Raw genomic sequence first — 25,944 nt, 5'->3', positions numbered from 1 at the left:
GGCCGGCATCACGGCTTGCGCATCAGGCTCTTCGCCGCTTCCAGGTCCTTGATGTTGACCTTCATGCCGCCGGGCATCACGACATCGCCCGGCTTCTGGTCGGGTTTGCAGGCGCCCAGCCATTTCGCGTCGACGGTGACGGCGGTTTCACGCGGCACCGCGGCCGGGCCGCCGGACTGCTGTGATGTGATCCTGGCGGTGTAGGCCGAATTGAAGTCGCCGGCGATCTCCGCATGGGAAGTCATCGAGACCCCGGCAGCGGCACACTGGGCGTCGACCACAAAACCTGTCGCGGTCTTCTGGACCTTGCGATCGGCGCAGGTGTCGCGCTGCATCGGTCCGGCCATGGCAACCATCTGCTTGTCGGTGGTTTCGTCGGTGCATTGCTGGATCGTCATCGCCGGCACCTGTCCGCCTGCGATCGCCACCTTGAGGTCCCATAGCCCGGCCTTGCGGGTCGGCAACTCCTCTGCGTGCGCGGCGGCGGGCAGTGCAACGCAGATCAGGGCCGCACCAAGCACGCGGGACAGCGGGACGGTTCGCATGGAAGAAGAACTCCGGGCAGACGTCAAAACCTCGTCGCAGCTTGGACGATGCGGCGGGGAATTTGGTTCGGAGAATTCGTGCCGCCTCAGTAGCGCACGCTCAGCGGCCGCTCCGCCCGTCCCTGCGGCACCCAGATGCAGGCGAACGAGAGATAGCCGCCGTAGGACGGCTGCACGCCGGTCAGCTTCACCACCTTGCCGTACTGCGCACAGTGATTGACAGCGAGCGCCCTGACGTCGGTCTCGCCGGCCAGCGCATAGGCGATGATGCCGCCGGTATCATTGCCCTTGAAGGGCGGCACGTAGTCGGCCCGCGCGTGGCCGACCGTCAGCCCCCCGGCGAGGGCGCCAAGCACTGCCAGCACGCCGGTCATCTTCGTTCGCATGTCGATCTCCGGTTCGATTCCGACCCTCAACTTACCGGGCGCCCGCACAGCTGAGAAGCCGGCAAGGGCGATCCGCCGGGAGTTGTCGCTCGGTGTTGCCGCGGTGCACTTGACCTCATGCCGGCTTCGCGGCACCGTCCGCCGCAATCAACTTTGGCAGGCGGTCATGCGCAAGCTCCTCACGTCTTTCAGCCCATCCAGCATCGGAGCCGCTTTCGGCGTGCTTTTCGCCATGCTGGCGTTCCAGCCGGCGGCGCAGGCCGCCAATCCTCTCGAGATGAACTTCTGGCTGTCCGGTCCGCACTATGACGGCAATGTGCCGGGGTGCGAATCGGCGCTCGACACCATCTCATCGCGGTTCTCCGCCAAGGAGGGCGAGTTCTGGAACTCGGGTCTGCAGATCACCGGCTTCGCCAACGTGCGCGAGGTGGCGTTCCGGCCGTGGGCGTCGAACACCATTCCGCGGCGCTTCTGCTCGGCCAGCGCGATGCTGAGCGACGGCCATGCGCGGCAGGTCCACTATTCGATTATCGAGGATGGCGGTTTCGCCGGCTACGGCCCGGATGTCGAGTGGTGCGTCACCGGGCTCGACCGCAACTGGGCGTACAACCCGGCCTGCAAGGCGGCCCGCCCGTAAGCCCTTCTCCTATTTCAAGAATACGAAGCCCTGCGGAAGCGATCCGCAGGGCTTCGTATTTTGTTCTTGAAATGTTCTGGTTCGCTGGCTAGGGTCGCCGCGTGTCCGGTTGCGTCTCTGTTTGCGTTTTGGGGGATTGCCATGTTCGATTTGTCGGCTTTGCGTTTCTCGACCCGCGCTGTTGCCAAGCTCCTGCTGTTTTCCATCCTGATCGGCCTGCTGGCCGGCGTGCTTCCCCCAGGTCCGGCATCGGCGCAGGACCGGCGGCAGAATGCACCCGGCGAATTTGATTTCTACGTGCTGTCGCTGTCGTGGTCGCCGTCGTTCTGCGAAGCAGCGAGCGAGCGGGGCAACACTGGCCGCAACCAGCAGATCCAGTGCGGCGGGCGGCCCTATTCGTTCGTGGTGCATGGCCTGTGGCCGCAGTATGACCGTGGCTTTCCGAACTACTGCCAGCGTCCGGCACCGCGGCTCGACCGCAACATCGTCTCCTCGATGCTCGATCTGATGCCGGCCCCGGGATTGATCTTCAACGAATGGGACAAGCACGGCACCTGCTCGGGCATGCAGGCGCGGGCCTATTTCGAGACTGTGCGCAAGGCGCGGGCGGTGGTGAAGATTCCGACCGAATATCTCGAGCTGTCGGAGACCAAGGTGGTGTCGCCGGCCGAAGTCGAGGACGCCTTCGTGAAGGCCAACCCTGGACTCAGCAACGCGGCGGTCGCGGTGACCTGCGACAGCCGCCGCCTCAGTGAGGTGCGCATCTGCCTGAGCAAGGACCTCCAGTTCCGCGCCTGCGAAGAGATTGATCGGCGCGCCTGCCGTCGTGACAAGGTCGACATGCCGCCGATGCGCGGCGGTTCGAGCGGCTAAGTCCCGCCCCGGGGCGCCGCCAGGCCGAGCGGCGGCGTTTCCCTTTGCCGGAAAAATGCTCTACCGATGCCGGCATGAACTACCGCCATGCCTTTCACGCCGGAAACTTCGCCGATGTCGTCAAGCACATCGCGCTGGTGCGGATCCTGTTGTACCTGCAGGACAAGCCGGCCGCCTTCCGTGTCATCGACACCCATGCGGGGGCGGGGCGGTACGACCTGACCAGCGTCGAAGCCCAGCGCGGCGGAGAATGGCTGACCGGCATCGCGCGAGTGATGCAGGCGCGATTTTCCGACGCCGCGCTGGCATTGATCAGCCCTTATCTGGACATCGTCCGGGCCTTCAATCCGCCCGGGCAGCTCAAGGTCTACCCTGGCTCACCGTTGATCGCACGGGCGCTACTGCGGCCGCAGGATCGCCTGGTGGCCTGTGAGGTCGAGCCCCAAGCCCGCAAGGGCCTGATCGATGCCCTGCGGCGGGACGAGCAGGGCCGGGTGGTCGACCTCGATGGCTGGACCGCCTTGCCGGCCTTTGTGCCGCCCAACGAACGGCGCGGCCTCGTGCTGGTGGACCCGCCGTTCGAAGCTGCCGACGAGTTCACCCGCCTGGCGGACGGTTTTGCCGCAGCCTTCGCCAAGTGGCCGACCGGCAGCTACCTGCTGTGGTATCCGGCCAAGCAGCGCCGGGCGACCGATACCCTGGCCCAGGCGGTGGCGCGGGTCGCCGCCACCCGGCTTACGCCGGACAAGGTGCTGCGAATCGAGTTCAGCGTGGCCCCCCAGGACCCCGACGGGGGCCTGACATCCGCCGGCCTGCTGGTGGTCAATCCGCCTTGGACGCTGGCGAACGACCTGCGAATCCTGCTTCAGGAATTGGAGAAGCCCCTGGGGATCGGTGGTGCGGCGCGCTTCAAGGTTGAGTTTGCCAAGACCTGACAACCCTTTGGCGGTTAGATCCAGCCAAACGATCTGAAATTGCAACTGAGCCATAGTCAATTTGCATAGAAGCGTATTATGCTCGTCATGTGAGGGCGGGCTTTACGTTCCGCTTCCGCGAATGGAGGCGGCGGAGTGACGAGGCCTCTGGGGGATTTCAGGGCAAGGTCGGCCGTGACAGGCCTGCCCCGCCTGCCGGGATGAACCCCCAGCGTGCCGATGCTTTCCGGAAGTGAATGTCCGGTCGCGCCGATGCGTGGAATGCGCAGCGGTGAAGCATTGCGGGGAGAGGAGTTTTCCCGATGGCTATGACGGGTACCGTCAAGTTCTTCAATGGTGAGCGTGGCTATGGCTTCATCAAGCCGGACGATGGTGGCCGCGATGTGTTCGTCCACATCACGGCGGTCGAGCGCGCCGGTCTGAAGGACCTGAAGGAAGGACAGCGCATTACGTTCGAAGTTGAGCCGGACAAGAAGGGCAAGGGTCCGAAGGCGGTGGACCTGGTCGTTTCATCCTGAGCCGTCGGCTCGGGCGGACTTGAACTGAACGCGTCGAACGAAGCTTGCGGCGACTGCTGAGTGCTCCGCATCCGAAGTTCGTGATACATCGCAGCGTACTCCTCCACGATTTTCGGATGCAGGAGGGGCACTAGCAAATCTCGGATTCTAGTGCCGCTTTTCGCTCCGAAGCTCCTGAGATGAGCTTGCGGCGGGTTGTGCGGGAACTTCAGGCTGGTGGCACGAGTGCCCTCGCACGCAACCGGCTTGCTGTTTCCAGACAACCGCTCGACAACGGTATCGTCGGCAAAAAAAATCCCGGCTTGCGCCGGGATTTCAAGGGCTGGTGTCCGGCAGCTCGAGCTGCTCTTAGAAGTGATAGTTCACGCCGAGGCGAATGGTGCTGAAGGTGAAGCCGTTGTTCGTGCCGGTGAGCACGAAGTTGTGGTGCGACAGGTCCGTGTACAGATACTCGACCTTTGCCGACCAGTTCGGGGCGAAGCTCATTTCGGCGCCGCCACCCAGCGTCCAGCCTGCGGTGGTGTAGGATTCGGTGCCGCCGAACGCTTCCGCCTTCACCTCGCCGAATGCGAGACCGCCGGTGCCGTAAATCAGGATGTTGTTCATGGCGTAGCCGACGCGGCCGCGCACCGTGCCAAACCACGGATTGGAGAACTTCCAGGCCGCGAAGCGATCATCGGCGCCGCTCGCCTGGATATCGCCTTCGATGCCGAACACGAACTGGCCCGACTGCCAGTTGTAGCCGGCCTGCACGCCGCCGACGAAACCGGACGGCCGCGTCAGGCTGTTGTCGACCTCGCCCCAGCTGTAGCCAAGGTTGGCGCCGAGATAGGGGCCGGCCCAGCTGAAGGCGTTGAGCGGCTGATTGACCGTGTAGGGGCGGTAAGGCAGGTCGGCAGCCTGGGCCGACAGGGCCGTCATGCAGATGGCCGCGCACATCGCGGCTCCAAGGTGTGCCTTGCTCATCTCGATACTCCGAACTCCACTCGCCCGCCTGCCGCCCGTTCCCAGCCACGTCCTGCTGGAACCCGTACGGTTACGGAAGTCCAAACCTGATACGCGGGATTTATCGAGATCTTTAAGTTAAACGGGGGTTAAGTCCGGCACTCGCCGCCGTATCGTTGTTAAAAGAGTCTTACTTGTGGTCGTCTGCGTGGAACCAGCGCGGCCGTGAACCTTGCGACAGGAGCCCAAACGGCACCGCTATCGACGATTTGCTCCGCGGGTTCCGGACCATTACTTAGCGAACATGGACAGCGATCCGATCAATCCGACCAAGTCTGGCGACCAGCCGCGTTTGCCGAAAGCTGCGACGAGCGACATGCCGCCGCAGGACATCGACCTGACCGAGGTCRCAGCCGACGAGGATGATGAGCGTCTGCCCGATCTCGTCGATGAGTCCGGCGAGGCTGCGCCCGAGGGGCCGCTCGCGGTGGGGCGGGCGGCGATCGCTCAGGCGGTGCGGCTGGCGCCGACGCTGCCCGGCGTCTATCGCATGCTCAATACCGCGCACGACGTGCTCTATGTCGGCAAGGCCAAGAACGTGCGCAAGCGGCTGTCCTCCTATGTCCGGCCGACCGGCCATCCGCTGCGCATCGCGCGGATGATTGCGGCGACCGTCAGTGTCGAGATCGTATCGACCGCCACAGAGACCGAGGCGCTGCTGCTCGAAGCCAACCTCATCAAGCAGCTGCGGCCGCGTTTCAACGTGTTGCTGCGTGACGACAAGTCGTTTCCCTACATCCTGATCACCGGCGATCACTGGGCGCCGCAGATTCTCAAGCATCGCGGGGCGCAGAGCCGGCCCGGGCGCTATTTCGGCCCGTTCGCCTCGGTCGGCGCCGTCAACCGCACCATCACTGCGCTGCAACGCGCCTTCCTGGTGCGCTCCTGCACCGATTCGTTCTTCGAAAGCCGCAGCCGGCCGTGCCTGCTCCACCAGATCAAGCGCTGTGCTGGTCCGTGCACCCGCGAGATCGACTTCTCCGGTTATACCGAACTGGTGCGCGAGGCGACCGACTTCCTGTCCGGCCGCAGCCGCGCGGTGAAAGAGCAACTGGCTGCCGAAATGGAGAAGGCGTCGGCCGATCTCGCCTTTGAGACCGCCGCGATCTATCGCGATCGTCTCGCCGCGCTGTCGGCGATCCAGTCCCAGCAGGGCATCAATCCGCGCACCGTGGACGAGGCGGACGTGTTCGCCATCCACCAGGAGGGCGGCTACTCCTGTGTCGAAGTGTTCTTCTTCCGCACCGGCCAGAACTGGGGCAACCGCGCCTACTTTCCCCGTGCCGACAAGTCGTTCGACGCGGGCGAGGTGCTCGGCGCATTCCTTGCCCAGTTCTACGACGATAAGCCGCCGCCGAAGCTGGTCCTGCTGTCCCATGACATCGAGGAGCGCGGCCTCCTGGCCGAGGCGCTGAGCGCCAAGGCCGGCTTCAAGGTCGAGGTCAACGTGCCGCAGCGCGGCGAGAAGAAGGACCTGGTGGTCCATGCGCTCAACAACGCCCGCGAGGCGCTCGGCCGCAAGCTCGCAGACACCGCGACCCAGTCGCGCCTGCTGGAGGGGATCGTGACGACGCTCGGCCTGCCGCGGCCGCCGCGCCGCATCGAGGTCTATGACAACAGTCATATCCAGGGCACCAATGCAGTCGGTGCCATGATCGTGGCGGGGCCGGACGGCTTCATGAAGAACCAGTACCGCAAGTTCAATATCCGCTCGGAGGCGCTGACCCCGGGGGACGACTACGGGATGATGCGTGAGGTGCTGGAGCGTCGTTTCAAGCGGCTGCTGGCCAGTGCGCCGGAGGCCTTGCCGGAGGCGGGCGCGGACGCGGAGGGGGCGGCGGACGAGGTGACGCCGCAATGGCCGGATCTCGTCATCATCGACGGTGGTCTTGGCCAGCTCAACGCGGTGCGCGAGATCTTCACGTCGCTCGGGGTGACCAATGTCGCGTTGATGTCGGTGGCCAAGGGCCCGGACCGGGACGCCGGACGGGAGACCCTGTTCCTGCCGGATCGGCCGGCGATCAAGCTCGAGCCGCGGGACCCGGTGCTTTATTTCATCCAGCGCCTGCGCGACGAGGCCCATCGGTTCGTGATCGGGTCGCACCGCAAGTTGCGCAAGAAGGACATCCGCGAGGCTGGATTGCAGGAAATCCCGGGAATCGGCCCGTCACGCAAACGTGCGCTGCTGCACCATTTCGGCACGCTGAAGGAGATCGAGCGGGCGTCCGTCGCCGACCTCTGCAAGGTTCCGGGCATCAGTGCGGAGGGGGCCCGCAAGATCTTCGATTTCTTCCATGCACAGTCGAAATAAGGGCCTGCAAACACAGGGATCTTCATAACGGGTCAAAATTCGCCGTTCTCGGGCCGGGCCGGCTTTGCGGACGGCCGGAATGAGGCTATCTGTCCTTGCGCCCGTCCGGGCGATTTGGTTTGCAAGGGTGGGGACGCGAGCGATGCGCTCTCGGCGGTTGACGCCGATACGCGGGCGGTATTGGTAATGCAGATGGACAGCGTGACGGCCAGGGGATCGGCGAGGCACTCGTTCTCGCTCCCGAACGTGCTTACCTATTCGCGGATTGCCGCGGTGCCGGTCGTGGTCGGCTGCATCTACGCCCAGTCGATCATGGATGGGCCGCTGTGGTTGCGCTGGGTCGCGCTGGCCGTCTTCATTGCCGCCGGCGTGACGGATTTCCTCGACGGCTACTATGCCCGGATCTGGGACCAGCAGTCGGCCTTCGGCCGGATGCTCGATCCGATCGCCGACAAGCTTCTGGTCGCCTCCTGCCTGCTGATGCTGGCTGCCGACCGCATCATTCACGGCTGGACCCTGTGGGCTGCGATCGTCATCCTGTGCCGCGAGATCCTGGTGTCGGGGCTGCGGGAGTATCTCGCCGGACTGCGCGTCAGCGTGCCGGTCACGCGTCTCGCCAAATGGAAGACTACGGTGCAGCTGGTCGCCATCGGCTTCCTGCTGGCGGGTGAGGCCGGTGATCAGGTGCTGCCGGTGGTGACGCCGGTCGGCCTCGCGCTGCTGTGGATCTCGGCGATCGTCACGCTTTATACCGGGTGGGATTATTTCCGTGCCGGCATCCGCCATCTGATCGCGGAGGAATCATGAAGGTTCTCTATTTCGCCTGGGTACGCGAGCGCGTTGGCAAGGCGGAAGAGACCATCGATCCGCCGGCGTCGGTACGGACCGTGGCGGACCTGATGCAATGGCTGGCGGGACAGGGCGAGCACTACGCCAGCGCTTTCGAGAGGCCTGTGGTGCGGGCCGCGATCGACCATGCGCACGCCAAGCCGGATGCGGCGATTGCCGGCGCGCGCGAGATCGCATTCTTCCCGCCGATGACCGGCGGTTAGCACGGCCATGACGATACCTGTCACCATTCGCCTGCAGCAGGCCGATTTCGACATCGCCCGCGAGATCGCCGCTCTGACGGACGGCCGTACCGACATCGGCGCCGTGGTGAGTTTCAGTGGCATCTGCCGTGGCGGCGAGGGCGCCGACGCGATCACGGCGCTGACACTCGAACACTATCCCGGCATGGCCGAGGTAGAGATCCGTCGCCATGTCGACGAGGCGCTGGCGCGCTGGCCGCTCACCGCCGTCACGGTGATCCATCGCCATGGCCGCGTCGTGCCGGGCGACAATATCGTGCTGGTGCTGACGGCGTCGGCGCACCGCCAGGCGGCGTTTGACGGCGCCGAATTTCTCATGGACTATCTCAAGACCAACGCGCCGTTCTGGAAGTCCGAAGAGCGCGCGCAGGGTACGGCAAGCTGGGTCGAAGCGCATCAGCGCGACGACGTGGCGGCCGCCCGCTGGGGCAAATCCTGATGGCAAAGACTGCAAAGACGTCCGGCCGGCGCGGCAGCACGGCCAAATCGGCCGGCGCAAAGACTGCCTCCAAGTCTGCGTCCAAGTCCGACGCCAAGTCCGTCTCGAAGTCCGTCTCGAAGTCCGCCGTGACCAAGCCGGCCAAGGTCGGCCCGTCCGAACTCGTGACACTGCTCGACCATGTCCGTTTCGCCGTGAGCCGCTTCAATGCGGCCGAGCTGGTGTTCGCCCATGGCACCACCGATCCGGTGGCCGAGGCGATCTTTCTGGTCGGCGAGGCGCTGTCGCTGCATCCTGATCAGTTCGAGACGTTTGCCATGGCGCGGGTCACCCGCGCCGAGGGGCTCAAGCTGCTGGCCCTGATCGATGCCCGCGTCCGTACCCGCAAGCCGTCAGCTTACCTGCTCAACAAGGTCTACATGCGCGGGCTGCCATTCTATGTGGACGAGCGCGTCATTGTGCCGCGTTCCTTCATCGGGGAGCTGCTGGAGTCCCACTTCAGCGGCGACGACGGCTCGCTCATCGAGGATCCCGGCGCGGTCGGGCGGGTGCTCGATCTCTGCACGGGTTCGGGATGTCTTGCCATTCTCGCGGCGCGGCATTTCCCGAATGCCCAGGTGGATGCGGTCGAACTGTCCAAGGACGCGTTCGCGGTCGCCACCCGCAACGTCACGGACCATGGTCTCGACGGCACGGTCACACTCTACCGCGGCGACCTGTTCGCGCCCCTGCCGAAGGACGCGCGCTACGACCTCATCATCACCAATCCGCCTTATGTCGATGCCGAAGGCATGGCGGGCCTGCCGCGCGAATGCCGTCATGAGCCGAAGATGGCGTTCGACGGCGGCGACGACGGCCTTGATATCGTTCGCCGCATCCTGGCGGACGCGCCGCGCCATCTGACCGAGGATGGCGGGCTGTTGTGCGAGGTCGGTCGCGGTCGCAGCGCCATGGAAGAGGCATTCCCGCATCTGCCGCTGCTGTGGCTCGACACCGAGGAGTCCGAGGGCGAGGTTTTCTGGCTGCCGGCTTCAGCCTTGTGAGGCTGCGCGACGTCTCGTCGCAGCGCACGATCTCATGACCGTCCTGCGAGCGTCGCGCGGCTCAGGTCATCTTGCTGCCGTGATGTTGCGGTCATTCGGGTGTGCCCGGGAATTACTGTTGTCCCTTACTCACGGTTCGTGCGCTCCGACACCCATGGTCCGACCTCCATGGGATGACGGCCGCGCATGTATTGGTCTGAATGATTGATCATCCATGCTGCTGGTCCCCCGACAAAACGCGTTCTCACGCGACGCCTGGCTCGGAGAGCTCCGGGCGACGCTGGCGCTCGGCTGGCCGCTGGTGCTCACCAATCTCGCCCAGATCGCGCTGACCACCACCGACGTGATCGTGCTGGGACGGCTTGGCGCGGCGCAGCTCGCCGCCGCGACACTCGGCGTCAATCTCTATTTCGGCCTGCTGATCTTCGCCATCGGCGTGGTGACGGCGACCTCGCCGATGATGGCGAGCGCGATCGGGCGCGGCCGGCATGTGGTGCGCGACGTGCGCCGCACCTTCCGCCAGGGATTGTGGACGGCTGTCATCCTTGCGGTGCCGAGCTGGCTCGTGCTGTGGCACAGCGAACCGATCCTGCTGCTGTTCGGCCAGGAACCGCAGCTCGCCGCCGACGCGCAATCCTTTGTTCGCATGCTGCAGTGGGGATTCCTCCCGGCGCTCGGTTATATCGCGCTGCGCTCGTTCGTCGCCGCGCTGGAACGCCCGACATGGGCGCTCGTCGTGACCGGCACCGCGATCCTGTTCAACGTCGCGGCGAACTGGGTGCTGGTGTTCGGTCATTTCGGCGTGCCGGCGCTCGGCCTGCGCGGTTCGGGCCTGGCGACGACGCTGTCCAACCTGTTCGTGTTCGTCAGCCTCGCGTGCCTGGTGGCGTTCAGCCACCGGTTTCGCCGCTACCGCCTGTTCGGCAACTGGTGGCGGCCGGACTGGGCGCGTCTTGTCGCGCTGTGGCGGCTCGGCCTGCCGATCGGCGCGACGCTGGCATTCGAGATCACGGTCTTCAATGCCGCGGTCTTCCTGATGGGGCAGTTCGGCACCGTGGCAATTGCCGCGCACTCCATCGCCATTCAGATCGCCTCGGCCTCGTTCATGGTGCCGATGGGGCTCGGCCAGGCTGCCACGGTGCGGGTTGGTCTCGCCCGCGGCGCGCGCGACCGCGACGGCATCACCCGCGCCGGCTGGACCGCGTTCACGCTCGCGGTCACGTTCATGTCGACAACCTGCGTGCTCATGCTGTCGGCGCCGCATCTGCTGATCGGTGCCTTCGTCGACATCCATGATCCGGCGAATGCCGCGGTGGTGGCGACCGCAGTGTCGTTCCTGCTGTGGGCGGCGATCTTCCAGGTCGTCGACGGGGCGCAGGCGGTCGGGGCCGGCATGCTGCGGGGCCTGCAGGACGCCCGTGTGCCGATGCTCTATGCCGGCTTCGGCTATTGGGGCGTCGGCCTGTCGCTGAGCGCGATCCTCGCGTTTCGCACCGACCTCGGCGCTGTCGGCATCTGGATCGGGCTTGCCGCCGGGCTTGCGGTGGTGGCGTGCGTGATGATCCGGCGCTGGAGCCTGCGTGAGCGGCTCTGCCTGGTGCCGCTCTCCTGAACGGCGGCGCTCATCGTGCTGGCGGTGGCTGTCACCCTGTTCCTGATCAACAGCAGCGCGCTTGCGCCGCAGCCGGCCGGAGGGCCGCGGCTTCTCGCTCACCGCGGCATCGCCCAGCAGTTCGACACCACCGATGTGCGCAATGACACCTGTACGGCGACGCGGATGCGGCCGCCGACGCATCCCTATCTCGAGAACACCATCGCGTCGCTGCAGGCGGCATTTGCGGCCGGTGCCGATATCGCCGAGGTCGACGTCCATCCGACGACCGATGGGCAGTTCGCCGTGTTTCACGACTGGACGCTGGACTGCCGCACCAACGGCAGCGGGGTGACGCGTGAGCATGCGATGGCCGAGCTCAGGACGCTGGATATCGGCTATGGCTACACTGCCGACGGCGGCCGGACCTTTCCGTTCCGGGGCAAGGGCGTCGGGCTGATGCCGACCCTCGACGAGGTGCTGGCGGCGTTTCCCGATCGCGGCATCAACATCAACATCAACGTCAAGAGCCGTGACCGCAGCGAGGGAACGAAGCTTGCTGCCGTCCTGGCGCGGCTCGATCCGGCGCGGCGCGCGCAACTGAGCGTGTATGGCGGCGACGAGCCCGTGGGCGAGGCGCGGCGGCTGTTGCCGGATCTCAGGATCACCTCGCGCGCCTCTCTGAAAGCCTGCCTGCTGCCCTATCTCGCGCTCGGCTGGAGCGGTTTCGTGCCGGAGGCCTGTCACGGCGTCGCGGTGCTGGTGCCAATCAACCTTGCGCCCTGGCTGTGGGGGTGGCCCAACCGCTTCCTCGCGCGAATGGCTGGGGTCGGCACCGATGTCTATGTGATCGGGCCATACCACGGCGGCGAATTCTCCACGGGGATCGACTCGGCTGCCGACCTCGCCCGTCTGCCGGCAGGCTATGCCGGCGGCATCTGGACCAACGAGATCGTGCTGGTGGCGCAGCGGCTCAAGGACAGAGGCCCCTGAGACAAACAAAAACGCCGGGCTTTCGCCCGGCGTCGTGGACCTGTCGGCCTGAGGTGGCTCAGGCGGCGGCCTTCTTCGGCTGCACCTCGGCGGTGTAGTCTTCCATCAGCTGCTTGGTGATGGCGCCCGGGGTGAACTTCCAGTTGGCGATCTCGGCCACCGGGGTCACCTCGGCAGCAGTGCCGGTGATGAAGCATTCGGTGAAGCCATTCAGCTCCTCCGGCAGGATGCGGCGCTCGACCACCTCGATGCCGCGCTTCCTGGCGAGCTCGATCACGGTTTCACGTGTGATGCCGGCGAGGAAGCAGTCGGCGATCGGCGTGTGGATCTTGCCATCCTTGATGAAGAAGATGTTGGCGCCGGTGCATTCGGCGACGCGACCCTGCCAATCCAGCATCATGGCGTCGGCATAGCCCTCGCGCTCCGCCTTGTGCTTGGAGATGGTGCAGATCATGTAGAGGCCCGCAGCCTTCGCCAGCGCCGGGATCGTCTTCGGATCCGGACGGCGGTAGTCGGCGAGCGCGAGGCGGATACCCTTCAGCCGCTCGGCCGGGTCGAAGTAGCTCGGCCAGCTCCAGCAGGCGATCGCCAGATGGATGGTGTTGCTCTGCGCCGACACGCCCATCATCTCCGAGCCGCGCCAGGCCACCGGCCGGACATAGGCGTCGGGCAGGCCGTTCTTTTCCAGCACGAGCTGCTTGGCGGCATCGATTTCGGCCACCGAATAGGGGATCTCGAAGTCGAGGATGTTGGCCGAGCGCTTCAGCCGCTCGCTGTGCGCGGTGCTCTTGAAGATCTTGCCGCCATAGGCCCGCTCGCCCTCGAACACGCAGCTCGCATAGTGCAGCCCATGGGTCAGGACGTGGACATTGGCGTCAGCCCACGGCACCAGCTTGCCGTCGTACCAGATGACACCATCGATTTTGTCGAACGACACACCCATTGCTTTTCTCCCGGTGTAGAGCGGTCTTGCGTGGTTGGCGCACGGCCGAGGTTTCGTCGGGGCCCGGGTGGCCGACTTTTGCGGGAACACCCGAAGTCCAGTATGTTTCGCCAAGTCCTATTGCGCAAAGGACTGGCCGACAATCGGGCTCCGAAAAATCAGGGATTTTCCGGCAACCGGTTGTCCGTCATCCCGCCCGTGAGGCTGTGAAATATTCTAATATTTCGTGGCGACGGGTGTTTTTGTAACAATGAAACCGAAATATGTCAATATGCCTGACGTAAATTTCAAGCCTGATATGCCCCAGCCGCGCAGCGGGGCCGGCGAGTCGCAGTCGGTCTCCGACGGCGCAGATCCGCGCTGGGACATCATCGAGCTGTTGTTCTTCGCCTACCGCGACTTCGTCGGCGACGCCGATGACGTGCTGCGGGCGTTCGGGTTCGGCCGCGCCCACCATCGTGTGGTCCATTTCGTGACCCGCTACCCGGGGCTGAAGGTCGCGGATCTGCTGGATGTGCTGCGCATCACCAAGCAGTCGCTGGGACGGGTGCTCAAGCAACTGCTGGACGAGAATTACATCGTGCAGAAGTCGGGCGACAGCGACCGCCGGCAGCGGCTGCTCTACGCCACCGCCAAGGGCGAGGCGCTGGTCGCCAAGCTCGCTGGCCTGCAGACTGACCGCATCAACCGCGCGTTGCAGGGGGTGGGGGCGATGGAGGCCGAAACCATCCGCCATTTCCTGCGCGCCATGATCGATCGCCATGATCCGGACAAGGTGCTCGAAATCATTCTGGGCGCCGAGCCGATCGTCCCCGGATCCAAGACCGGGCCCAAAGTGGCGCTGAAGCCCGGGCCGAAGTGAGACCCAGCATGACCACAACGACCGCGCCGGTATCCCGCGCGAGACCCCAACCGACCGACGATGCCCCGCATATCCTGCTGGTGGACGACGATCGCCGTATCCGCGATCTGCTGTCGCGCTTTCTTGCCAACGAAGGCTATCGGGTGACGACGGCCATGAGTGCGGCGGATGCGCGCTCCAAGCTGGTCGGCCTGCATTTCGACCTGCTCATTCTCGATGTCATGATGCCCGGCGAGAACGGCTTCGACCTTGCGCGCTCGTTGCGCGCGTCGTCGCCGGTGCCGATCATCATGCTGACCGCACGGCACGAGCCCGAAGCCCGGATCGAAGGCCTGCAGATCGGCGCCGACGACTATGTGGCCAAGCCGTTCGAGCCGCGCGAGCTGGTGCTGCGCATCGCCAACATCCTCAAACGGGCGATGCCTGCACCGGCGCCTGCGATCGAGGAAGTGGCATTCGGTCCCTATGTCTATCATCTCGAGCGCGGCGAGCTGCGTCAGGGCGATGAGATCCTCAAGCTGACCGATCGCGAGCGCGAGATGCTGCGTATCCTGGCCGCGCAGCCCGGCGAGACCGTGCCGCGCGGTGCCCTGACAGGCGGCGGTTCCGTCAACGAGCGGGCGGTCGACGTGCAGATCAACCGGCTGCGCCGCAAGATCGAGCGCGATCCGGCCAATCCGCTGTTCCTTCAGGCGGTGCGGGGCATCGGCTATCGCCTGGTCGCTGCACCCTAGGGCAGGCCGGCAAAAGCCCTCTTTGACAAGATCGACGCGATGAGCACCCTCGACACTGGCCTCACCCTGATCCGCACCGCCTCCCAGAGGGTTTCGGATGCCAGCGGCTGGATGGGCACCACCTTCAAGAACTGGATGCCGAAGGGACTGTACGCCCGCGCACTGCTGATCATCATCGTCCCGATGGTGGTCCTGCAGTCGGTAGTCGCCTTCGTGTTCATGGAGCGGCACTGGAATACGGTGACACGGCATCTGTCGGCCGCCGTGGTGCAGGACATCGCCGCGCTGATCGAGGTCTACAAGGCGTATCCGCAGGACAAGGACCGCACCCAGCTGCGGCGCATCGCCCAGGAACGCCTCGGACTCGTGGTCGACTTCCTCCCCGTCGGCGACATGCCGCCGCCGGGACCGAAGCCGTTCTTCTCGCTGCTCGACCAGACGCTGTCGGTGCAGCTCAGCCAGCAGATTGGCAAGCCGTTCTGGATCGACACCGTCGGCAAGTCGTCGCTGGTCGAGATCCGCATTCGGCTCGACGACACCATCATGCGGATCTTCGCGCGGCGCAGCGCCGCCTACGCCTCGAATTCCGAGATCTTCATCTTCTGGATGCTCGGCACCTCGTCGATCCTGCTGATCGTCGCGGTGCTGTTCCTGCGCAACCAGATCAAGCCGATCCTGCGGCTGGCCGACGCCGCCGAGAGCTTCGGCAAGGGCCGCGAGCAGCCGGATTTCCGCCCGCGCGGCGCGCGCGAAGTCCGCCGCGCGGCACAGGCGTTCTTCGAGATGAAGACCCGCATCGAGCGCAGTATCGAGCAGCGCACCGCGATGCTCGCCGGCGTCTCCCATGACCTGCGCACCATCCTGACCCGCTTCAAGCTCGAGCTGGCGCTGATCGGCGACAGCCCCGAGGTCGAGGCGATGCGCAAGGATGTCGACGAGATGAACGGCATGCTCGAGGCGTATCTGGCGTTCGCCCGCGGCGACAGCGGTGAGACGGCGCAGCCGACCGACATGGAGGCGGCGCTCGAGGAGCTGCGCAGCGACGCCGAGCGGCATGGCCACACCGCGACCGTGGTGTTCCATGGCGATCCGCGGGTGACGGTGAAGCCGGCGGCGTTCAAGCGCTGCCTCGCCAACCTGGTGTCGAACGCGGCGCGTTATGCCGACACCATCTCGATCACCGGCCATCGCGATCACCGCTACCTCAGCGTTGCGGTGGACGATGACGGCCCCGGCATTCCGCCCGACAAGCGCGAGGAGGTGTTCAAGCCGTTCCTGCGCCTCGACGACGCCCGCAACCAGGACGAGGGCGGCACCGGGCTCGGCCTTGCCATCGCTCGCGACATCGCCCGCTCGCACGGCGGCGACATCATGCTCGGCGACAGCCCGCTTGGCGGCCTGCGCGCGACGGTCCGGATTCCGGTGTAGGCGGTCGCAGGCGGCGCGGCCTTCAGGTCTTGTCGCCGTCGAGACGCGACGTCCAGCTTTCGACGGTGTGGGAGTTGACGCGGCGGGCGGCGAGATTGCGCCAGCTCTCGGCGAGCTCAGGCAATTCGGCGAGCACGGCGAGTTCGTCGAACGCCGTGGTTCGGTGGTACAGCAGCGTGCAGATCCGCGACAGCGACCATTCGGGTTGAGGCCGCTCCACCAGCGTGATCGCGTCGCCCGGCATGATGCAGCCGCTCTCGATCACGCGATAATACCAGCCGGTGCGTCCCGTCATCTGGACGCGATAGGCCATGTCGTCGACCGCAAAGCGTGCGTTGAGCTTCCAGCATGGCTGGCGGCCCTGGCTGACCTGCACCAGCACGGCGCCGATGCGGTAGATGTCGCCGACGCACACCGTGGCCTCGGTCATGCCGAAGGTCGAGATGTTCTCGCCGAATGCGGGAGTGGTCGCCAGCGTCGGCGCGAGGGCCGGGTTCTCGTCCAGCCAAGTGGCATAATGTTCGCGTGCGTAGTGATGCAGCGCTTTCTCCGGACCGCCGTGATGACGCATGTCGGCCTGGGTATCGCCGACGAGGCCGACCAGGGTGATGTCCCAAGGGCCGGGCACGGCGGACTTGACGATCGCACTCGCGATCTTGCGCGGGCCGAGCGGGCTCGGCGCGCCGGCATACATCGTCTCGATCGGGATCGGTCCAGTCATCGCACCCGGCTACCCTGCCAGCTCTTTCGATCGCCTCGTCGCGGCGGCGACAGCCCGCGTGAGCAAGGGCTGCAATCCATCCGTCGCCATCAGCACACCAAGGGCAGCGGCGGTGGTGCCGCCGGGCGAGGTGACGTTCTGGCGCAGCACGGCGGCATCGAGGTCCGTGCGATGCAGCAGCTCGCCCGAGCCCGACACGGTCTCGCGCGCGAGCTTGGCTGCCAGGGCGGGGGGCAGACCGGCGGCGACGCCGGCGCGCGAGAGCTCTTCGGCGAGCAGGAACACATAGGCCGGGCCGGAGCCGGAGACCGCGGTGACTGCGTCCATCAACGCCTCGTCCTCGACCCACTCGACCGCGCCGGTGGCGCGCAGCAGCGTGTCGGTCATCGTTCGCTGCGCGGCGGTTACGCGGGGGGCCGGCACCGCGACCGTCATGCCGCGGCCGATCGCGGCCGGCGTGTTGGGCATGGCACGCACCACGGCGCCGCCGCAGACTTCGGTGATCGATGCGATGGTGGCGCCCGCCATGATCGAGACCACCAGCGTGGTATCGCCGACCAGCTGCCGCAAGGTCGGCCCGGCCTCGCGGAACATCTGCGGCTTCACCGCGAGCACCAGCGCGCCGACATGACCGACGTCGGCAGCCGCGGGATTGAGCCGCACACCGTGCGCGGCCTGAGTGCGGATATCGTCCGAGGGCTGAGGATCGATGACGACGACGCGCCGGGGATCGAGGCCCTGCGCCAGCCAGCCCGCGAGCATGGCGCCGCCCATCTTGCCCGCGCCTGCAAGCGCCAGGGTGCCGGAAAAGGTTGCGAGTGCGCCGGAAGGGGAAGTCATCGTCGGTGTCCTGGTCTGAATGATCAGGACGCCATATCACCGGAACGGGTCGGCGATGTCCATTGCAAAGGCTCGGTGCGGCCGAGCGGCAGCATGCGCCCGGCGACGGTTGCGACTGCTAAAATCGCTTCTGGAAAAAGATGCGCTTGTGGCCGCGCGGGTGATCCTCGATCGTGCCGAAGGCCGTGTAGCCCTGCTTGCGATAGAAGTCCGGCGCCTGGAAGGCGTAGGTGTCGAGCCACACCCCGATGCAGCTGCGGCTGCGCGCGATCGTTTCGGCCTGCGCCAGCAGGCGTGAGCCGAGGCCGCGACCGCGGAGCTGCTCCGGCACCACCAGCAGTTCGACAAAGAGCCAGTCGTAGATGGTGCGCCCCCACAAGCCGCCGAGCGTCGTGCCGGAGGCAGGGTCCTTGACCAGAATGGCAACAGGCTGGAAATGCGCCGGGCCGCCGGCCTTCTCGTTGAAGGCCATGAGAGCGTCGACGATGGCCTTGCGATCGCTGTCGCTTGCGGTCTTCGCGACCACAATGGCGGGGTCGCTCATCGTCGTGTCTCCCTGCGCGAAACCGTCAGGCTTCGCCCGCGGTGTCGAACAGTGCGGCGCTCATGGCGTCGGGAGCCGACTTGCCTGCCCACACCACGAACTGGAAAGCCGGAAAATAACGCTCGCAGGATTGCAGTGCGCCGACGAACATGGTCTCGCACTGCGCTTCGGAGGCGATGATGCCGTTCGGCAGCACCAGCGCCTGCCGGTACATGATGAGGCCTGACGACGTCCACAGGTCGAAGTGGCCGACCCAGAGCTGTTCGTTGATCGCCGCGATCAGGCGCTGGACTTCGGCGCGCCGTGCCTCGGGAATCTTCATGTCGAAAGCGCAGGCAAGATGCAGCGCTTCGATCTCGCCCATCCACGTGAAGGAGAGTTCGTAGTCGGTCCACGTCCCCTTGGAGAGGATCGTCACCTCGTCGGTGCCCGAACGCTCGAACGTCCAGTCGTTGAACGCAGCGATCTCCTCCACCACGCGGATGGGGTTGTTCCCTGAATCAAAATTGATGTCCAAATGGGACATGCTGTTTGCGCCCTGCCTTGTGCCGATGATGCGCACGCCGAATACAAGACGCCGGATGTCGCGCGATGTGTCGCAGCACGTTGTTCCCTGCTCATCGCCCGATTCCGTCTTGAATCAGGATGTTGCCCGGCGGAACAAACTGCGTTGATGGATTGATCAGTGATTTGCGGCAGGCGTGCAACGGGGGGCGAATCCCGTCCACAGGCAAAGGCCCGGTCGTCCACAGCCGATCATGGCAATAATGAGAACAAAACGGAATCGGATTCAGGCTGCGTCGATGGCTGCCACGTCCGGGCACGTCGACCCTCGCATGCCCGGCATGCCAGGCCGTGTCGTGGGGCGGCTTGCGCGCCTCGATCCGGTTCTGCATAGTTCGTGCAAGCCGTCCATACGGGCGGTGATGTTCTCAGGGCGGGGTGAAAGTCCCCACCGGCGGTAAGGGCGACAGCCCAAGCCCGCGAGCGCCCATCGGATGTCTTCGGACGTGTGAGATGTCTTCGGACATGTGATGGGGTCAGCAGATTCGGTGTAATTCCGAAGCCGACGGTTACAGTCCGGATGAAAGAGAACGGGAAGTGGCAGCCGCACGCCTCGCGCGCGGCTGAAGGCCCGTGTGCCCTGATTCTGGTCCTAATGAGGAAGAGCCATGAATCAGATCTCGAATGACCTTGTCTCCAACCAAGCCGTATCCAACCAGGCTGCATCCAGCCAGATCGTCTCCCCGGGCGAGCCGCTGCGGTTCGCGAAGCCGCATCGCGTCGCCTTCATCCAGTCGTCGTGGCATCGCGAAATCGTCGAGTCCTGTCGCCACGCCTTCCTGCAGGAGGCGGCTGTTCTCGGCATTCCCGAAACCCAGGTCGGTTTGTTCGAGGTGCCCGGAGCTTATGAGATTCCGCTCCACGCCCAACTGCTCGCCAAGACCGGGCGTTACACGGCCATCGTCGCGGCGGCGCTGGTGGTCGACGGCGGCATCTACCGGCACGAGTTCGTCGCCAGCACGGTGGTCAATGCACTGATGCAGGTACAACTGCAGACCGAGGTGCCGATCTTCTCGGCGGTGCTGACACCGCAGCAGTTCCACGAACATGCGGCGCATGTCGATTTCTTCCGCCAGCATTTCGCGACCAAGGGGCAGGAGGTGGCGCAGGCGTGCGCGCGCACGCTCTACAGCCTCGACTATCTCGGCAGCCAGGTCGCCGCCGGTATCGATTGACGGGCGAAGACGGGGCGCGTGGCATCGCTGCGCGCCCCATCGGCCATGGAGCAGCGCCCGCGTGCGGCGCTGCGCGTCTGCGAATGGCGCGGGATATGGCTGCAGCCGGCGCGCCGCGCCGGCTGTGATCAGTCGAACAGGCTGGAGACCGACTCTTCGGAGGCCGTGCGGCCGATGGCTTCGCCGATCAGGCTGGCGATCGACAGCACGCGGATGTTGTGCGCGACGCGAACCGCCTCGGTCGGCTGGATCGAGTCGGTGATCACCAGTTCCTTGAGCTTGGACGAGGCGATGCGCGCGGTGGCGCCGCCCGACAGCACGCCGTGGGTGATGTAGGCGTAGACCTCCTTGGCGCCGTTGGCGAGCAGCGCGTCGGCCGCGTTTACCAGCGTGCCGCCGGAGTCGACGATGTCGTCGATCAGGATACAGGTGTAGCCCTCGACGTCGCCGATCACGTTCATCACTTCGGATTCACCGGCACGCTCGCGGCGTTTGTCGATGATGGCGAGCGGTGCGTTGATGCGCTTGGCGAGGCCGCGGGCGCGCACCACGCCGCCGACGTCTGGCGACACCACCATCAGGTTGGTGAGATCGAACCGCTCCTTGATGTCCCGCACCATCACGGGCGAGGCATAGAGGTTGTCGGTCGGAATATCGAAGAAGCCCTGGATCTGGGCGGCATGCAGGTCGAGCGTCATGACGCGGTCGGCGCCGGCATGGGTAATCAGGTTGGCGACCAGCTTGGCCGAGATTGGCGTGCGTCCACCGGCCTTGCGGTCCTGGCGGGCATAGCCGAAATACGGGATCACCGCGGTGATGCGGCGCGCCGAGGCACGGCGCAGGGCGTCGGTGACGATCAGCAGTTCCATCAGGTGGTCGTTGGCCGGATACGACGTCGACTGGATGACGAACACGTCCGAGCCGCGCACGTTTTCCTGAATCTCAACGAACACTTCCATGTCGGCGAAACGCCGGACTATGGCCCTGGTGAGCGGCTGACCAAGAAAGGCTCCGATCGCTTCGGCGAGCGCCGGATTGGAGTTTCCGGCGACGAGTTTGATGGCCCCGTTTTTCGCCGACATCGACGCTTCTCCCCGTGTCATTGTGGCGATGGTCTTCAGCATGCCTACTGTTACCTAAGGTGGCTCAAACCGTGCCGGCTCCCGCCGGGCGAGCGAGGGAATAGCAAGGAGCATGCCGGACTGGCAATACGTCGCAGGGCGTTTTCCGGCGCAAAATCAGGTAGCCGCAATGCCCGCGGTTAATGGGCGCTGAAGCTCAGGGCCATGCCACCACCAGTGGTGGAGGAGATGTCCGTCATCCCCTCGGCGGATGCGATCGCGGGTCCTGCCTGGGCAGGCGCGGTGGGCTCGGGGGCCTCGGCCGGTGCGGTTCCATTGACGAAGCCGGACAGGCTGATCAGCCCGGTCTGGGCGATCCGGCGCAACAGTGCCTCGTCGGCCGTGGCCCACGCATCCTGGCCGGCCTTGCCTCCGGCTTCCTCGCCGGTCAGGCGCAGTGCACGGTTGTGGTTGCGGTCGTAGACATCCCACACCCAGGCGATCGAGGTGCGACCGCCTCGGACCTGGGCGGCGAGATAGCCGCGGACGCGGTAGCTCGCGGCGCCGTCGCGGGAGACCACCGTGACGTTGCGGGACTGCGCCTCGCTATCGAGCACCCGCACGAAGCGGTCGAATACCTGGGGCGGCGGACCGTCGATGGAGTCGAAGCTGACGGTGTTGCCGCCGCTCGTGGAGGCCGGCATCGCGGCCATCGCCGCCATTGGTCCGCCGGCATTGCCGGCCGGGCCACCGGCGCAACCGGCCACGGCGCCGGCAACAAGCAACAGCAGAGCCACCCGAATCCAGCCGGGGATCCAGCCCCTGACCGTCAGCCGCCCTGCCACGCCTTGCCCTGTCATGCCGCGATGTCCCGACCGTCCACCGGACCGGGTGCGTGCCCCCAAGGCATCGCCACCGGCATGGCCGAGCGATATCGTTAAAATCCGTTAACGTCTAGGGCAGGCGGCGGACAAGGTTACCGGGGCAGTGAGATCAAAGCTCGAACAAGCCTCGAACATGGCTCGAATTTGAGCCGCATTCGAACGGCCCGTTGTGGATGGCTCCATTGAGAAGGCTCGGGAGGCCCTGCTCACGCTCGGCGGACCCCGGATTAAGGAGGGGCTGTCGAGCGGGGCGTCCGCCGGCGAGAGCGTCAGCCGAGGCCTCCGTCGGCGATCAGCAGTTCCTGAGTATCCGCGAGCTCGCGTAATTGCCGGACCGCGCTCGGAAGATCCCCGACACCGACGGCGTTCCAGATGTCGTCCGTATGTCTTGGCAGATTGGCGATCGTCACGGCGAACGTGGCGGCCTCGGCCAGCGCTCCCTTCTCATTGATGAGATAGCGCCGGTTCAGCGCGAACAACACCTGGGCGAGGCAGCTCAGGGCGCGATAAGCGCAGCCGGCGGCGTGAGTCCGGTCGCCGCGAGCGATGGCGCCGGCTGCATTGTCGATGCTGAACGACACTTCCCAGGCGAACCGCTGGACGAGAGCGGAACGCAACGCGTCAGGGTATGGCAAGACCTCGGATTTGAGCGAGGCGATGGCATGTGCAGGATCGTGCAACGGTCGGCACAACGCGACCTCGCCGATCCAGATCGCCGAGCAGAAACCGTGCGGGTGTCCCGGCTGATAGTCGATGGCGATTTTCCCGGCCCTGCCCTCGGCGATGACCGCGTGCACACGCTTGAGATCGCGGTACAGGAGGTCGATCTTGCGGCCAGCGATGGAAAGCCACGCGCCGCCGTTGATCCACGGCCCCCATGCACCGGGCGGTGTCACGGTGGCAGCGGCGATATCGTCGACCAGCGGCGCGAGAGCCGTTCTGATCTGCTCGATCGCGAGTGGTGCCGTTGGTTCGTAGTAGAGCCCGAGATCATAGTCGGATGTCGCGATGGCCGTGCCGCGTGCCCGGGAGCCGCCGAGCACCAGTGCGGTCAGTCCGGTGATGGGGCGAAGAGCATCGGTCAGTTGCTGGAGGATGGCATCGGTCATGGGGCGCGCGGCTGTCAGGCATTCTCGAATGTCGTCGTCGGCATCGCGGTTACCGGTGATGTTCGTCTTCTCATGGCGGCAGGTCGAAGCCGATCGCGGCTTCCGCCTCCAGCGTTTGCTTCACCGCGGGGCGTGCCAGCATGCGTTCGAGATGGGCGTCGAGGTGCGGGAAGGTGTTCGGCGCGGGCTTGAGCGAGTTGAACAGCCGCCAGTACAGGCGGAACAGGTGGATGTCGACGATCGAGTAGCGGCCAAGCGCCCAGTCCCGCGCGCCGAGGCGGCGGTCGGCGATGCCATAGACCTGCGTCGCATAGTCAAGGCCGCGCTTGCGCGCTGGATGCAGGGTCGCCGCGATGAACGACATCCAGGACACCGCGCGCGCTTCCGTCTCGATGTCGTCGCCCGGGAGCAATGCCGCTTCGGGAAAGCGCTTGGCGAGATAGAACAGGATGCCGGCGACTTCGGTCAGCGGCCGGCCGTCGATCACCAGCGTCGGGACCTTGCCTTCGGGATTGAGAGCCAGAAATTCCGGCGCGCGTTGCTCCTGTCCGGCAAAAGACAGCGGGTGAACCTCGAACGGCACGCCGATTTCATACAGCGCGATGTGCACCGCCATCGAGCTCGAGCCGGGAGAAAGGTACAGCATCAGCATGGCGCGGCCTTGTCGCGGCGTGGGGCCTCGGTCGCTCAGCCCTCCAGCACGAGGCCGTGGATGTGCCGGCCGTAGTCCGGCTCGGAGCGGTGCACCGAGCGACGATAGCTGAAGAAGCGCTCGTCCTCATAGGTACAGATGTCGGGATCGTCGATCAGCAGTACGCCGGCGCGCTCGAGCCGCATCCGGATGTAGCCGGCGAGGTCGAACATGGCATGGCCGGTCCGTTCCGCAGGCGCGAAGAACGCGGCATTGGCCGGGTCGGCGCGGCCGAAGCGGCCGACGAACTCCTCGCCCACCTCGTAGCTGCGTTGCCGGATCAGCGGGCCGATCGCCGCGACCACGCGGCTGCGGTCGGCGCCGAGCTTGTCCATTTCCGCGAGCGTCGCTTCCAGCACGCCCATGAAGGCGCCGCGCCAGCCGGCATGCGCCGCGCCGATCACCCGCGCCTGCGGGTCGGCGAGCAGGATCGGCCCGCAGTCTGCCGCGCTGACACCGAGGGCGAGGCCAGGCGTCGCGGTGACGATGGCATCGACCTTCGGACGCGCCTCCAGGCTCCAGGGCTCGGTCACGACGGCGACGTCGGGCGAATGCACCTGGTAGGCGGTGAGGAAGTGCGCCGGCTGCACGCGGAGTGTCTCCGCCATGCGGCGGCGGTTCTCCGCGACATGGGCCTGATCGTCGTTCGAGCCGAGGCCGCCGTTGAGGCTGGCATAGATGCCTTGGGAAACGCCGCCTTCGCGGGTGAAGAAGGCGTGGCGCAGGCCCGGGACGGCGGACAGCAGCGGGGAGGTCAGGATCATTCCGGCTCTTCTCGTGTTGCGGCAGCGATCAGGCGCGCTGTGGCAGGCAAATTCGCGGCAAATGAGGCGGTCAATCGGATTCCGCAGCGGCGCCGTCTGCTGTTGGCGTGCTGCTGCGCGCCGGCGGGGCGTCCGGTTGATCGGAAAGGCCGGCGAGCTCGGTCAGCGCGGGATGTGAAACGCCAAGCACCTTGAACAGCGAGCCCATGCCACCGCGTCCGGAATCGGTCAGCCGCTTCAGCCCGCCGGCGATATCCTCGCCGACCTGGGGCGAAGCCTTCGACATCAGCGTGAGAGCGCGGGTCTCGATGCCGAGGCGGCGCAGGAAGGTGCCCTGTTCGACCGGGCCGTGCACCCGCGCGCCGATGTCCTCGGCGGCCTGAGTCAGCGCCTGGAAGTCGACATGGGCGGTGACGTCGATCTGGCCGGCATTCTTCAGCGGATCGGCGAAACTGTGTCGCGCGATCGCCTGGAGCGTGTCGCCGGCGTCGCTGCGCAGGTGGCCGTAGTCGATGAGCAGCGCCGCGCCGCCGAACTTCCGCACCCGGCTGGCGAGCTTCATGATCTCGGTCGGGGGGCGCCACTCGAACACGGCGCCGACCGGTGCCGCCTGCAGCAGCGGCGGCAGCAGCACGTCGAACTGCGGGGTCGGCGCGGCGGCGGTGCCGAAGGCGAGACGGTCGGTGCGGTCGATCTCCACCACGCGCTCGTGCCAGCCAGTGTCTTTGCGCACCATCTGGTGCACCGGCAGCACATCGAAATACTCGTTGGCGAAGATGATCGACGGGCCCTCCGGCACTTCGTCGATGCTGTTGTGCCAGTGCAGGTTCTTGACGCCTTCGAGCGCCGAGCCCTGGCGTTCGCGCAACGCGGCGTTGATCTCGACGAGGTGCACATGGCAGGCGAGATAGAACGGCGGCACGATACGGATGGCGCGCAGCGCGTCCATCATCAGTGTGCCGCGGCCGGGCCCCAGCTCGATCAGGCGCACCGTGCCGGGGGCTCCCATCGCCTTCCAGACCGATGCCGCCCATAGCCCGAGCAGTTCGCCGAACATCTGGCTGACTTCGGGCGCGGTGATGAAGTCCCCTTCGCGGCCGAGCGGGTCGCGTGCGATGTAGTAGCCGTATTCCGGATGGCTGAGGCACAGCTCCATGTAGCGCCACACCGGCATCGGGCCGGTGGCCTTGATCAGCCTGCGGATCTCGGCCTCGAGGGGCGAGCTGGCGAGCACGGGGGATCCTTGATTAATCTGTT

29 protein-coding genes and 1 riboswitch are annotated in these 25,944 nt (G+C 65.9%); of the genes, 15 read left to right on the top strand and 14 right to left on the bottom strand.

The window, feature by feature from the left end; translation table 11 throughout:
* Positions 1 to 8: 8 nt before the first annotated feature.
* Together AB4Z37_RS02750 and AB4Z37_RS02745 are read right to left on the bottom strand one after the other, a co-directional pair.
* Positions 9 to 545 (bottom strand): DUF3617 domain-containing protein, encoded by a 537-nt coding sequence (locus tag AB4Z37_RS02750; protein WP_441515130.1) that lies wholly within the window; start codon positions 543 to 545, stop codon positions 9 to 11.
* Between the two features lie 86 nt (positions 546 to 631).
* Complete coding sequence (locus tag AB4Z37_RS02745; RefSeq protein ID WP_441515129.1) at positions 632 to 931, bottom strand: hypothetical protein; 300 nt, start codon at positions 929 to 931, stop codon at positions 632 to 634.
* Between the two features lie 232 nt (positions 932 to 1,163).
* Here AB4Z37_RS02745 and AB4Z37_RS02740 point away from each other — a divergent pair, with 232 nt between their 5' ends.
* The 4 genes from AB4Z37_RS02740 (at position 1,164) to AB4Z37_RS02725 (ending at position 3,894) form a co-directional block, all read left to right on the top strand.
* The gene (locus AB4Z37_RS02740; protein WP_441515249.1) at positions 1,164 to 1,568 is read left to right on the top strand and encodes a hypothetical protein; all 405 of its coding nucleotides are present in this window, start codon (positions 1,164 to 1,166) and stop codon (positions 1,566 to 1,568) included.
* A gap of 141 nt (positions 1,569 to 1,709) precedes the next feature.
* Positions 1,710 to 2,441 (top strand): ribonuclease T2 family protein, encoded by a 732-nt coding sequence (locus AB4Z37_RS02735; protein WP_441515128.1) that lies wholly within the window; start codon positions 1,710 to 1,712, stop codon positions 2,439 to 2,441.
* A gap of 74 nt (positions 2,442 to 2,515) precedes the next feature.
* Positions 2,516 to 3,376: a 23S rRNA (adenine(2030)-N(6))-methyltransferase RlmJ gene (locus AB4Z37_RS02730; RefSeq protein ID WP_441515127.1), complete on the top strand. Its 861-nt coding sequence runs from the start codon at positions 2,516 to 2,518 to the stop codon at positions 3,374 to 3,376.
* Between the two features lie 302 nt (positions 3,377 to 3,678).
* Complete coding sequence (locus AB4Z37_RS02725) at positions 3,679 to 3,894, top strand: cold-shock protein (RefSeq protein WP_211966385.1); 216 nt, start codon at positions 3,679 to 3,681, stop codon at positions 3,892 to 3,894.
* A 348-nt stretch (positions 3,895 to 4,242) separates the two neighbouring features.
* Here the strand turns inward: AB4Z37_RS02725 and AB4Z37_RS02720 are convergent, their stop codons facing one another.
* Positions 4,243 to 4,860, bottom strand: a complete 618-nt coding sequence (locus AB4Z37_RS02720; protein ID WP_441515126.1) for an outer membrane protein — start codon at positions 4,858 to 4,860, stop codon at positions 4,243 to 4,245.
* A gap of 355 nt (positions 4,861 to 5,215) precedes the next feature.
* Between AB4Z37_RS02720 and uvrC the strand changes: the two genes are divergently transcribed.
* The 7 genes from uvrC (at position 5,216) to AB4Z37_RS02685 (ending at position 12,367) form a co-directional block, all read left to right on the top strand.
* Positions 5,216 to 7,210 carry an excinuclease ABC subunit UvrC gene (gene uvrC / locus AB4Z37_RS02715; RefSeq protein WP_441515248.1) on the top strand — a complete coding sequence of 665 codons (1,995 nt, stop codon included), beginning with the start codon at positions 5,216 to 5,218 and terminating at the stop codon, positions 7,208 to 7,210.
* A gap of 192 nt (positions 7,211 to 7,402) precedes the next feature.
* On the top strand, positions 7,403 to 8,017 hold the full coding sequence (pgsA, locus tag AB4Z37_RS02710) for a CDP-diacylglycerol--glycerol-3-phosphate 3-phosphatidyltransferase (RefSeq protein ID WP_441515125.1): 615 nt from the start codon (positions 7,403 to 7,405) through the stop codon (positions 8,015 to 8,017).
* Positions 8,014 to 8,262 (top strand): molybdopterin converting factor subunit 1, encoded by a 249-nt coding sequence (gene moaD / locus AB4Z37_RS02705; RefSeq protein WP_441515124.1) that lies wholly within the window; start codon positions 8,014 to 8,016, stop codon positions 8,260 to 8,262. Before pgsA ends, moaD begins: the two co-directional genes overlap by 4 nt.
* 7 nt (positions 8,263 to 8,269) lie before the next feature.
* The gene (locus AB4Z37_RS02700; protein WP_441515123.1) at positions 8,270 to 8,740 is read left to right on the top strand and encodes a molybdenum cofactor biosynthesis protein MoaE; all 471 of its coding nucleotides are present in this window, start codon (positions 8,270 to 8,272) and stop codon (positions 8,738 to 8,740) included.
* On the top strand, positions 8,740 to 9,783 hold the full coding sequence (gene prmB / locus AB4Z37_RS02695; RefSeq protein WP_441515122.1) for a 50S ribosomal protein L3 N(5)-glutamine methyltransferase: 1,044 nt from the start codon (positions 8,740 to 8,742) through the stop codon (positions 9,781 to 9,783). Before AB4Z37_RS02700 ends, prmB begins: the two co-directional genes overlap by 1 nt.
* Before the next feature lie 214 nt (positions 9,784 to 9,997).
* Positions 9,998 to 11,395: an MATE family efflux transporter gene (locus AB4Z37_RS02690; RefSeq protein ID WP_441515121.1), complete on the top strand. Its 1,398-nt coding sequence runs from the start codon at positions 9,998 to 10,000 to the stop codon at positions 11,393 to 11,395.
* Positions 11,396 to 11,410: 15 nt separating this feature from the next.
* Positions 11,411 to 12,367 carry a glycerophosphodiester phosphodiesterase family protein gene (locus AB4Z37_RS02685; RefSeq protein ID WP_441515120.1) on the top strand — a complete coding sequence of 319 codons (957 nt, stop codon included), beginning with the start codon at positions 11,411 to 11,413 and terminating at the stop codon, positions 12,365 to 12,367.
* Positions 12,368 to 12,425: 58 nt separating this feature from the next.
* Here AB4Z37_RS02685 and AB4Z37_RS02680 read toward each other — a convergent pair whose 3' ends face one another.
* The gene (locus AB4Z37_RS02680) at positions 12,426 to 13,310 is read right to left on the bottom strand and encodes a branched-chain amino acid aminotransferase (RefSeq protein ID WP_441515119.1); all 885 of its coding nucleotides are present in this window, start codon (positions 13,308 to 13,310) and stop codon (positions 12,426 to 12,428) included.
* 271 nt (positions 13,311 to 13,581) lie between these two features.
* Between AB4Z37_RS02680 and AB4Z37_RS02675 the strand changes: the two genes are divergently transcribed.
* The 3 genes from AB4Z37_RS02675 to AB4Z37_RS02665 are packed head-to-tail and all read left to right on the top strand — an operon-like array spanning position 13,582 to position 16,334.
* The gene (locus AB4Z37_RS02675; RefSeq protein WP_441515118.1) at positions 13,582 to 14,172 is read left to right on the top strand and encodes a MarR family winged helix-turn-helix transcriptional regulator; all 591 of its coding nucleotides are present in this window, start codon (positions 13,582 to 13,584) and stop codon (positions 14,170 to 14,172) included.
* A gap of 8 nt (positions 14,173 to 14,180) precedes the next feature.
* Positions 14,181 to 14,906, top strand: a complete 726-nt coding sequence (locus tag AB4Z37_RS02670; RefSeq protein ID WP_441515117.1) for a response regulator — start codon at positions 14,181 to 14,183, stop codon at positions 14,904 to 14,906.
* A 39-nt stretch (positions 14,907 to 14,945) separates the two neighbouring features.
* Positions 14,946 to 16,334 carry an ATP-binding protein gene (locus AB4Z37_RS02665; RefSeq protein ID WP_441515116.1) on the top strand — a complete coding sequence of 463 codons (1,389 nt, stop codon included), beginning with the start codon at positions 14,946 to 14,948 and terminating at the stop codon, positions 16,332 to 16,334.
* Positions 16,335 to 16,356: 22 nt separating this feature from the next.
* Here the strand turns inward: AB4Z37_RS02665 and AB4Z37_RS02660 are convergent, their stop codons facing one another.
* From AB4Z37_RS02660 to AB4Z37_RS02645, 4 genes are all read right to left on the bottom strand, one after another.
* Entirely contained in the window at positions 16,357 to 17,055 is a 699-nt protein-coding gene (locus AB4Z37_RS02660) for an MOSC domain-containing protein (RefSeq protein ID WP_441515115.1), read from the bottom strand.
* 9 nt (positions 17,056 to 17,064) lie between these two features.
* On the bottom strand, positions 17,065 to 17,895 hold the full coding sequence (proC, locus tag AB4Z37_RS02655; RefSeq protein WP_441515114.1) for a pyrroline-5-carboxylate reductase: 831 nt from the start codon (positions 17,893 to 17,895) through the stop codon (positions 17,065 to 17,067).
* Positions 17,896 to 18,013: 118 nt separating this feature from the next.
* Complete coding sequence (locus tag AB4Z37_RS02650) at positions 18,014 to 18,439, bottom strand: GNAT family N-acetyltransferase (RefSeq protein ID WP_441515113.1); 426 nt, start codon at positions 18,437 to 18,439, stop codon at positions 18,014 to 18,016.
* Positions 18,440 to 18,464: 25 nt separating this feature from the next.
* Positions 18,465 to 18,965, bottom strand: a complete 501-nt coding sequence (locus AB4Z37_RS02645; protein ID WP_441515247.1) for a YbjN domain-containing protein — start codon at positions 18,963 to 18,965, stop codon at positions 18,465 to 18,467.
* 398 nt (positions 18,966 to 19,363) lie between these two features.
* A riboswitch (FMN riboswitch) is annotated at positions 19,364 to 19,539 on the top strand.
* A 72-nt stretch (positions 19,540 to 19,611) separates the two neighbouring features.
* Between AB4Z37_RS02645 and AB4Z37_RS02640 the strand changes: the two genes are divergently transcribed.
* Positions 19,612 to 20,178, top strand: a complete 567-nt coding sequence (locus tag AB4Z37_RS02640) for a 6,7-dimethyl-8-ribityllumazine synthase (protein WP_441515112.1) — start codon at positions 19,612 to 19,614, stop codon at positions 20,176 to 20,178.
* Between the two features lie 128 nt (positions 20,179 to 20,306).
* On the opposite strand, the gene AB4Z37_RS02635 is transcribed toward AB4Z37_RS02640, so the two are convergent.
* From AB4Z37_RS02635 to AB4Z37_RS02610, 6 genes are all read right to left on the bottom strand, one after another.
* Positions 20,307 to 21,260, bottom strand: a complete 954-nt coding sequence (locus AB4Z37_RS02635) for a ribose-phosphate pyrophosphokinase (protein WP_441515111.1) — start codon at positions 21,258 to 21,260, stop codon at positions 20,307 to 20,309.
* 179 nt (positions 21,261 to 21,439) lie between these two features.
* The gene (locus AB4Z37_RS02630; protein ID WP_441515110.1) at positions 21,440 to 22,099 is read right to left on the bottom strand and encodes a hypothetical protein; all 660 of its coding nucleotides are present in this window, start codon (positions 22,097 to 22,099) and stop codon (positions 21,440 to 21,442) included.
* Between the two features lie 293 nt (positions 22,100 to 22,392).
* Positions 22,393 to 23,232: a nucleotidyltransferase domain-containing protein gene (locus AB4Z37_RS02625; protein WP_441515109.1), complete on the bottom strand. Its 840-nt coding sequence runs from the start codon at positions 23,230 to 23,232 to the stop codon at positions 22,393 to 22,395.
* Positions 23,233 to 23,302: 70 nt separating this feature from the next.
* Complete coding sequence (locus tag AB4Z37_RS02620; protein WP_441515108.1) at positions 23,303 to 23,884, bottom strand: glutathione S-transferase family protein; 582 nt, start codon at positions 23,882 to 23,884, stop codon at positions 23,303 to 23,305.
* A 35-nt stretch (positions 23,885 to 23,919) separates the two neighbouring features.
* Positions 23,920 to 24,687: a peptidoglycan editing factor PgeF gene (gene pgeF / locus AB4Z37_RS02615; protein WP_441515107.1), complete on the bottom strand. Its 768-nt coding sequence runs from the start codon at positions 24,685 to 24,687 to the stop codon at positions 23,920 to 23,922.
* 70 nt (positions 24,688 to 24,757) lie between these two features.
* On the bottom strand, positions 24,758 to 25,861 hold the full coding sequence (locus tag AB4Z37_RS02610) for a class I SAM-dependent methyltransferase (protein WP_441515246.1): 1,104 nt from the start codon (positions 25,859 to 25,861) through the stop codon (positions 24,758 to 24,760).
* Positions 25,862 to 25,944 lie beyond the last annotated feature (83 nt).

The organism is Bradyrhizobium sp. 2TAF24 (genome assembly GCF_052115025.1).
Taxonomy (GTDB): domain Bacteria; phylum Pseudomonadota; class Alphaproteobacteria; order Rhizobiales; family Xanthobacteraceae; genus Bradyrhizobium_A.
Note: the sequence above shows the minus strand (reverse complement) of the source record. Positions and strands in the feature narration are given on the sequence as shown.

Bases quoted from the DNA above. Each gene is read 5' to 3' on its own strand.
- AB4Z37_RS02750 (WP_441515130.1), bottom strand. From the start codon at position 545: ATGCGAACCGTCCCGCTGTCCCGCGTGCTTGGTGCGGCCCTGATCTGC.
- AB4Z37_RS02745 (WP_441515129.1), bottom strand. From the start codon at position 931: ATGCGAACGAAGATGACCGGCGTGCTGGCAGTGCTTGGCGCCCTCGCC.
- AB4Z37_RS02740 (WP_441515249.1), top strand. From the start codon at position 1,164: ATGCTGGCGTTCCAGCCGGCGGCGCAGGCCGCCAATCCTCTCGAGATG.
- AB4Z37_RS02735 (WP_441515128.1), top strand. From the start codon at position 1,710: ATGTTCGATTTGTCGGCTTTGCGTTTCTCGACCCGCGCTGTTGCCAAG.
- AB4Z37_RS02730 (WP_441515127.1), top strand. From the start codon at position 2,516: ATGAACTACCGCCATGCCTTTCACGCCGGAAACTTCGCCGATGTCGTC.
- AB4Z37_RS02725 (WP_211966385.1), top strand. From the start codon at position 3,679: ATGGCTATGACGGGTACCGTCAAGTTCTTCAATGGTGAGCGTGGCTAT.
- AB4Z37_RS02720 (WP_441515126.1), bottom strand. From the start codon at position 4,860: ATGAGCAAGGCACACCTTGGAGCCGCGATGTGCGCGGCCATCTGCATG.
- pgsA (WP_441515125.1), top strand. From the start codon at position 7,403: ATGGACAGCGTGACGGCCAGGGGATCGGCGAGGCACTCGTTCTCGCTC.
- moaD (WP_441515124.1), top strand. From the start codon at position 8,014: ATGAAGGTTCTCTATTTCGCCTGGGTACGCGAGCGCGTTGGCAAGGCG.
- AB4Z37_RS02700 (WP_441515123.1), top strand. From the start codon at position 8,270: ATGACGATACCTGTCACCATTCGCCTGCAGCAGGCCGATTTCGACATC.
- prmB (WP_441515122.1), top strand. From the start codon at position 8,740: ATGGCAAAGACTGCAAAGACGTCCGGCCGGCGCGGCAGCACGGCCAAA.
- AB4Z37_RS02690 (WP_441515121.1), top strand. From the start codon at position 9,998: ATGCTGCTGGTCCCCCGACAAAACGCGTTCTCACGCGACGCCTGGCTC.
- AB4Z37_RS02680 (WP_441515119.1), bottom strand. From the start codon at position 13,310: ATGGGTGTGTCGTTCGACAAAATCGATGGTGTCATCTGGTACGACGGC.
- AB4Z37_RS02675 (WP_441515118.1), top strand. From the start codon at position 13,582: ATGCCTGACGTAAATTTCAAGCCTGATATGCCCCAGCCGCGCAGCGGG.
- AB4Z37_RS02670 (WP_441515117.1), top strand. From the start codon at position 14,181: ATGACCACAACGACCGCGCCGGTATCCCGCGCGAGACCCCAACCGACC.
- AB4Z37_RS02665 (WP_441515116.1), top strand. From the start codon at position 14,946: ATGAGCACCCTCGACACTGGCCTCACCCTGATCCGCACCGCCTCCCAG.
- AB4Z37_RS02660 (WP_441515115.1), bottom strand. From the start codon at position 17,055: ATGACTGGACCGATCCCGATCGAGACGATGTATGCCGGCGCGCCGAGC.
- proC (WP_441515114.1), bottom strand. From the start codon at position 17,895: ATGACTTCCCCTTCCGGCGCACTCGCAACCTTTTCCGGCACCCTGGCG.
- AB4Z37_RS02650 (WP_441515113.1), bottom strand. From the start codon at position 18,439: ATGAGCGACCCCGCCATTGTGGTCGCGAAGACCGCAAGCGACAGCGAT.
- AB4Z37_RS02645 (WP_441515247.1), bottom strand. From the start codon at position 18,965: ATGTCCCATTTGGACATCAATTTTGATTCAGGGAACAACCCCATCCGC.
- AB4Z37_RS02640 (WP_441515112.1), top strand. From the start codon at position 19,612: ATGAATCAGATCTCGAATGACCTTGTCTCCAACCAAGCCGTATCCAAC.
- AB4Z37_RS02635 (WP_441515111.1), bottom strand. From the start codon at position 21,260: ATGTCGGCGAAAAACGGGGCCATCAAACTCGTCGCCGGAAACTCCAAT.
- AB4Z37_RS02630 (WP_441515110.1), bottom strand. From the start codon at position 22,099: ATGACAGGGCAAGGCGTGGCAGGGCGGCTGACGGTCAGGGGCTGGATC.
- AB4Z37_RS02625 (WP_441515109.1), bottom strand. From the start codon at position 23,232: ATGACCGATGCCATCCTCCAGCAACTGACCGATGCTCTTCGCCCCATC.
- AB4Z37_RS02620 (WP_441515108.1), bottom strand. From the start codon at position 23,884: ATGCTGATGCTGTACCTTTCTCCCGGCTCGAGCTCGATGGCGGTGCAC.
- pgeF (WP_441515107.1), bottom strand. From the start codon at position 24,687: ATGATCCTGACCTCCCCGCTGCTGTCCGCCGTCCCGGGCCTGCGCCAC.
- AB4Z37_RS02610 (WP_441515246.1), bottom strand. From the start codon at position 25,861: ATGCCGGTGTGGCGCTACATGGAGCTGTGCCTCAGCCATCCGGAATAC.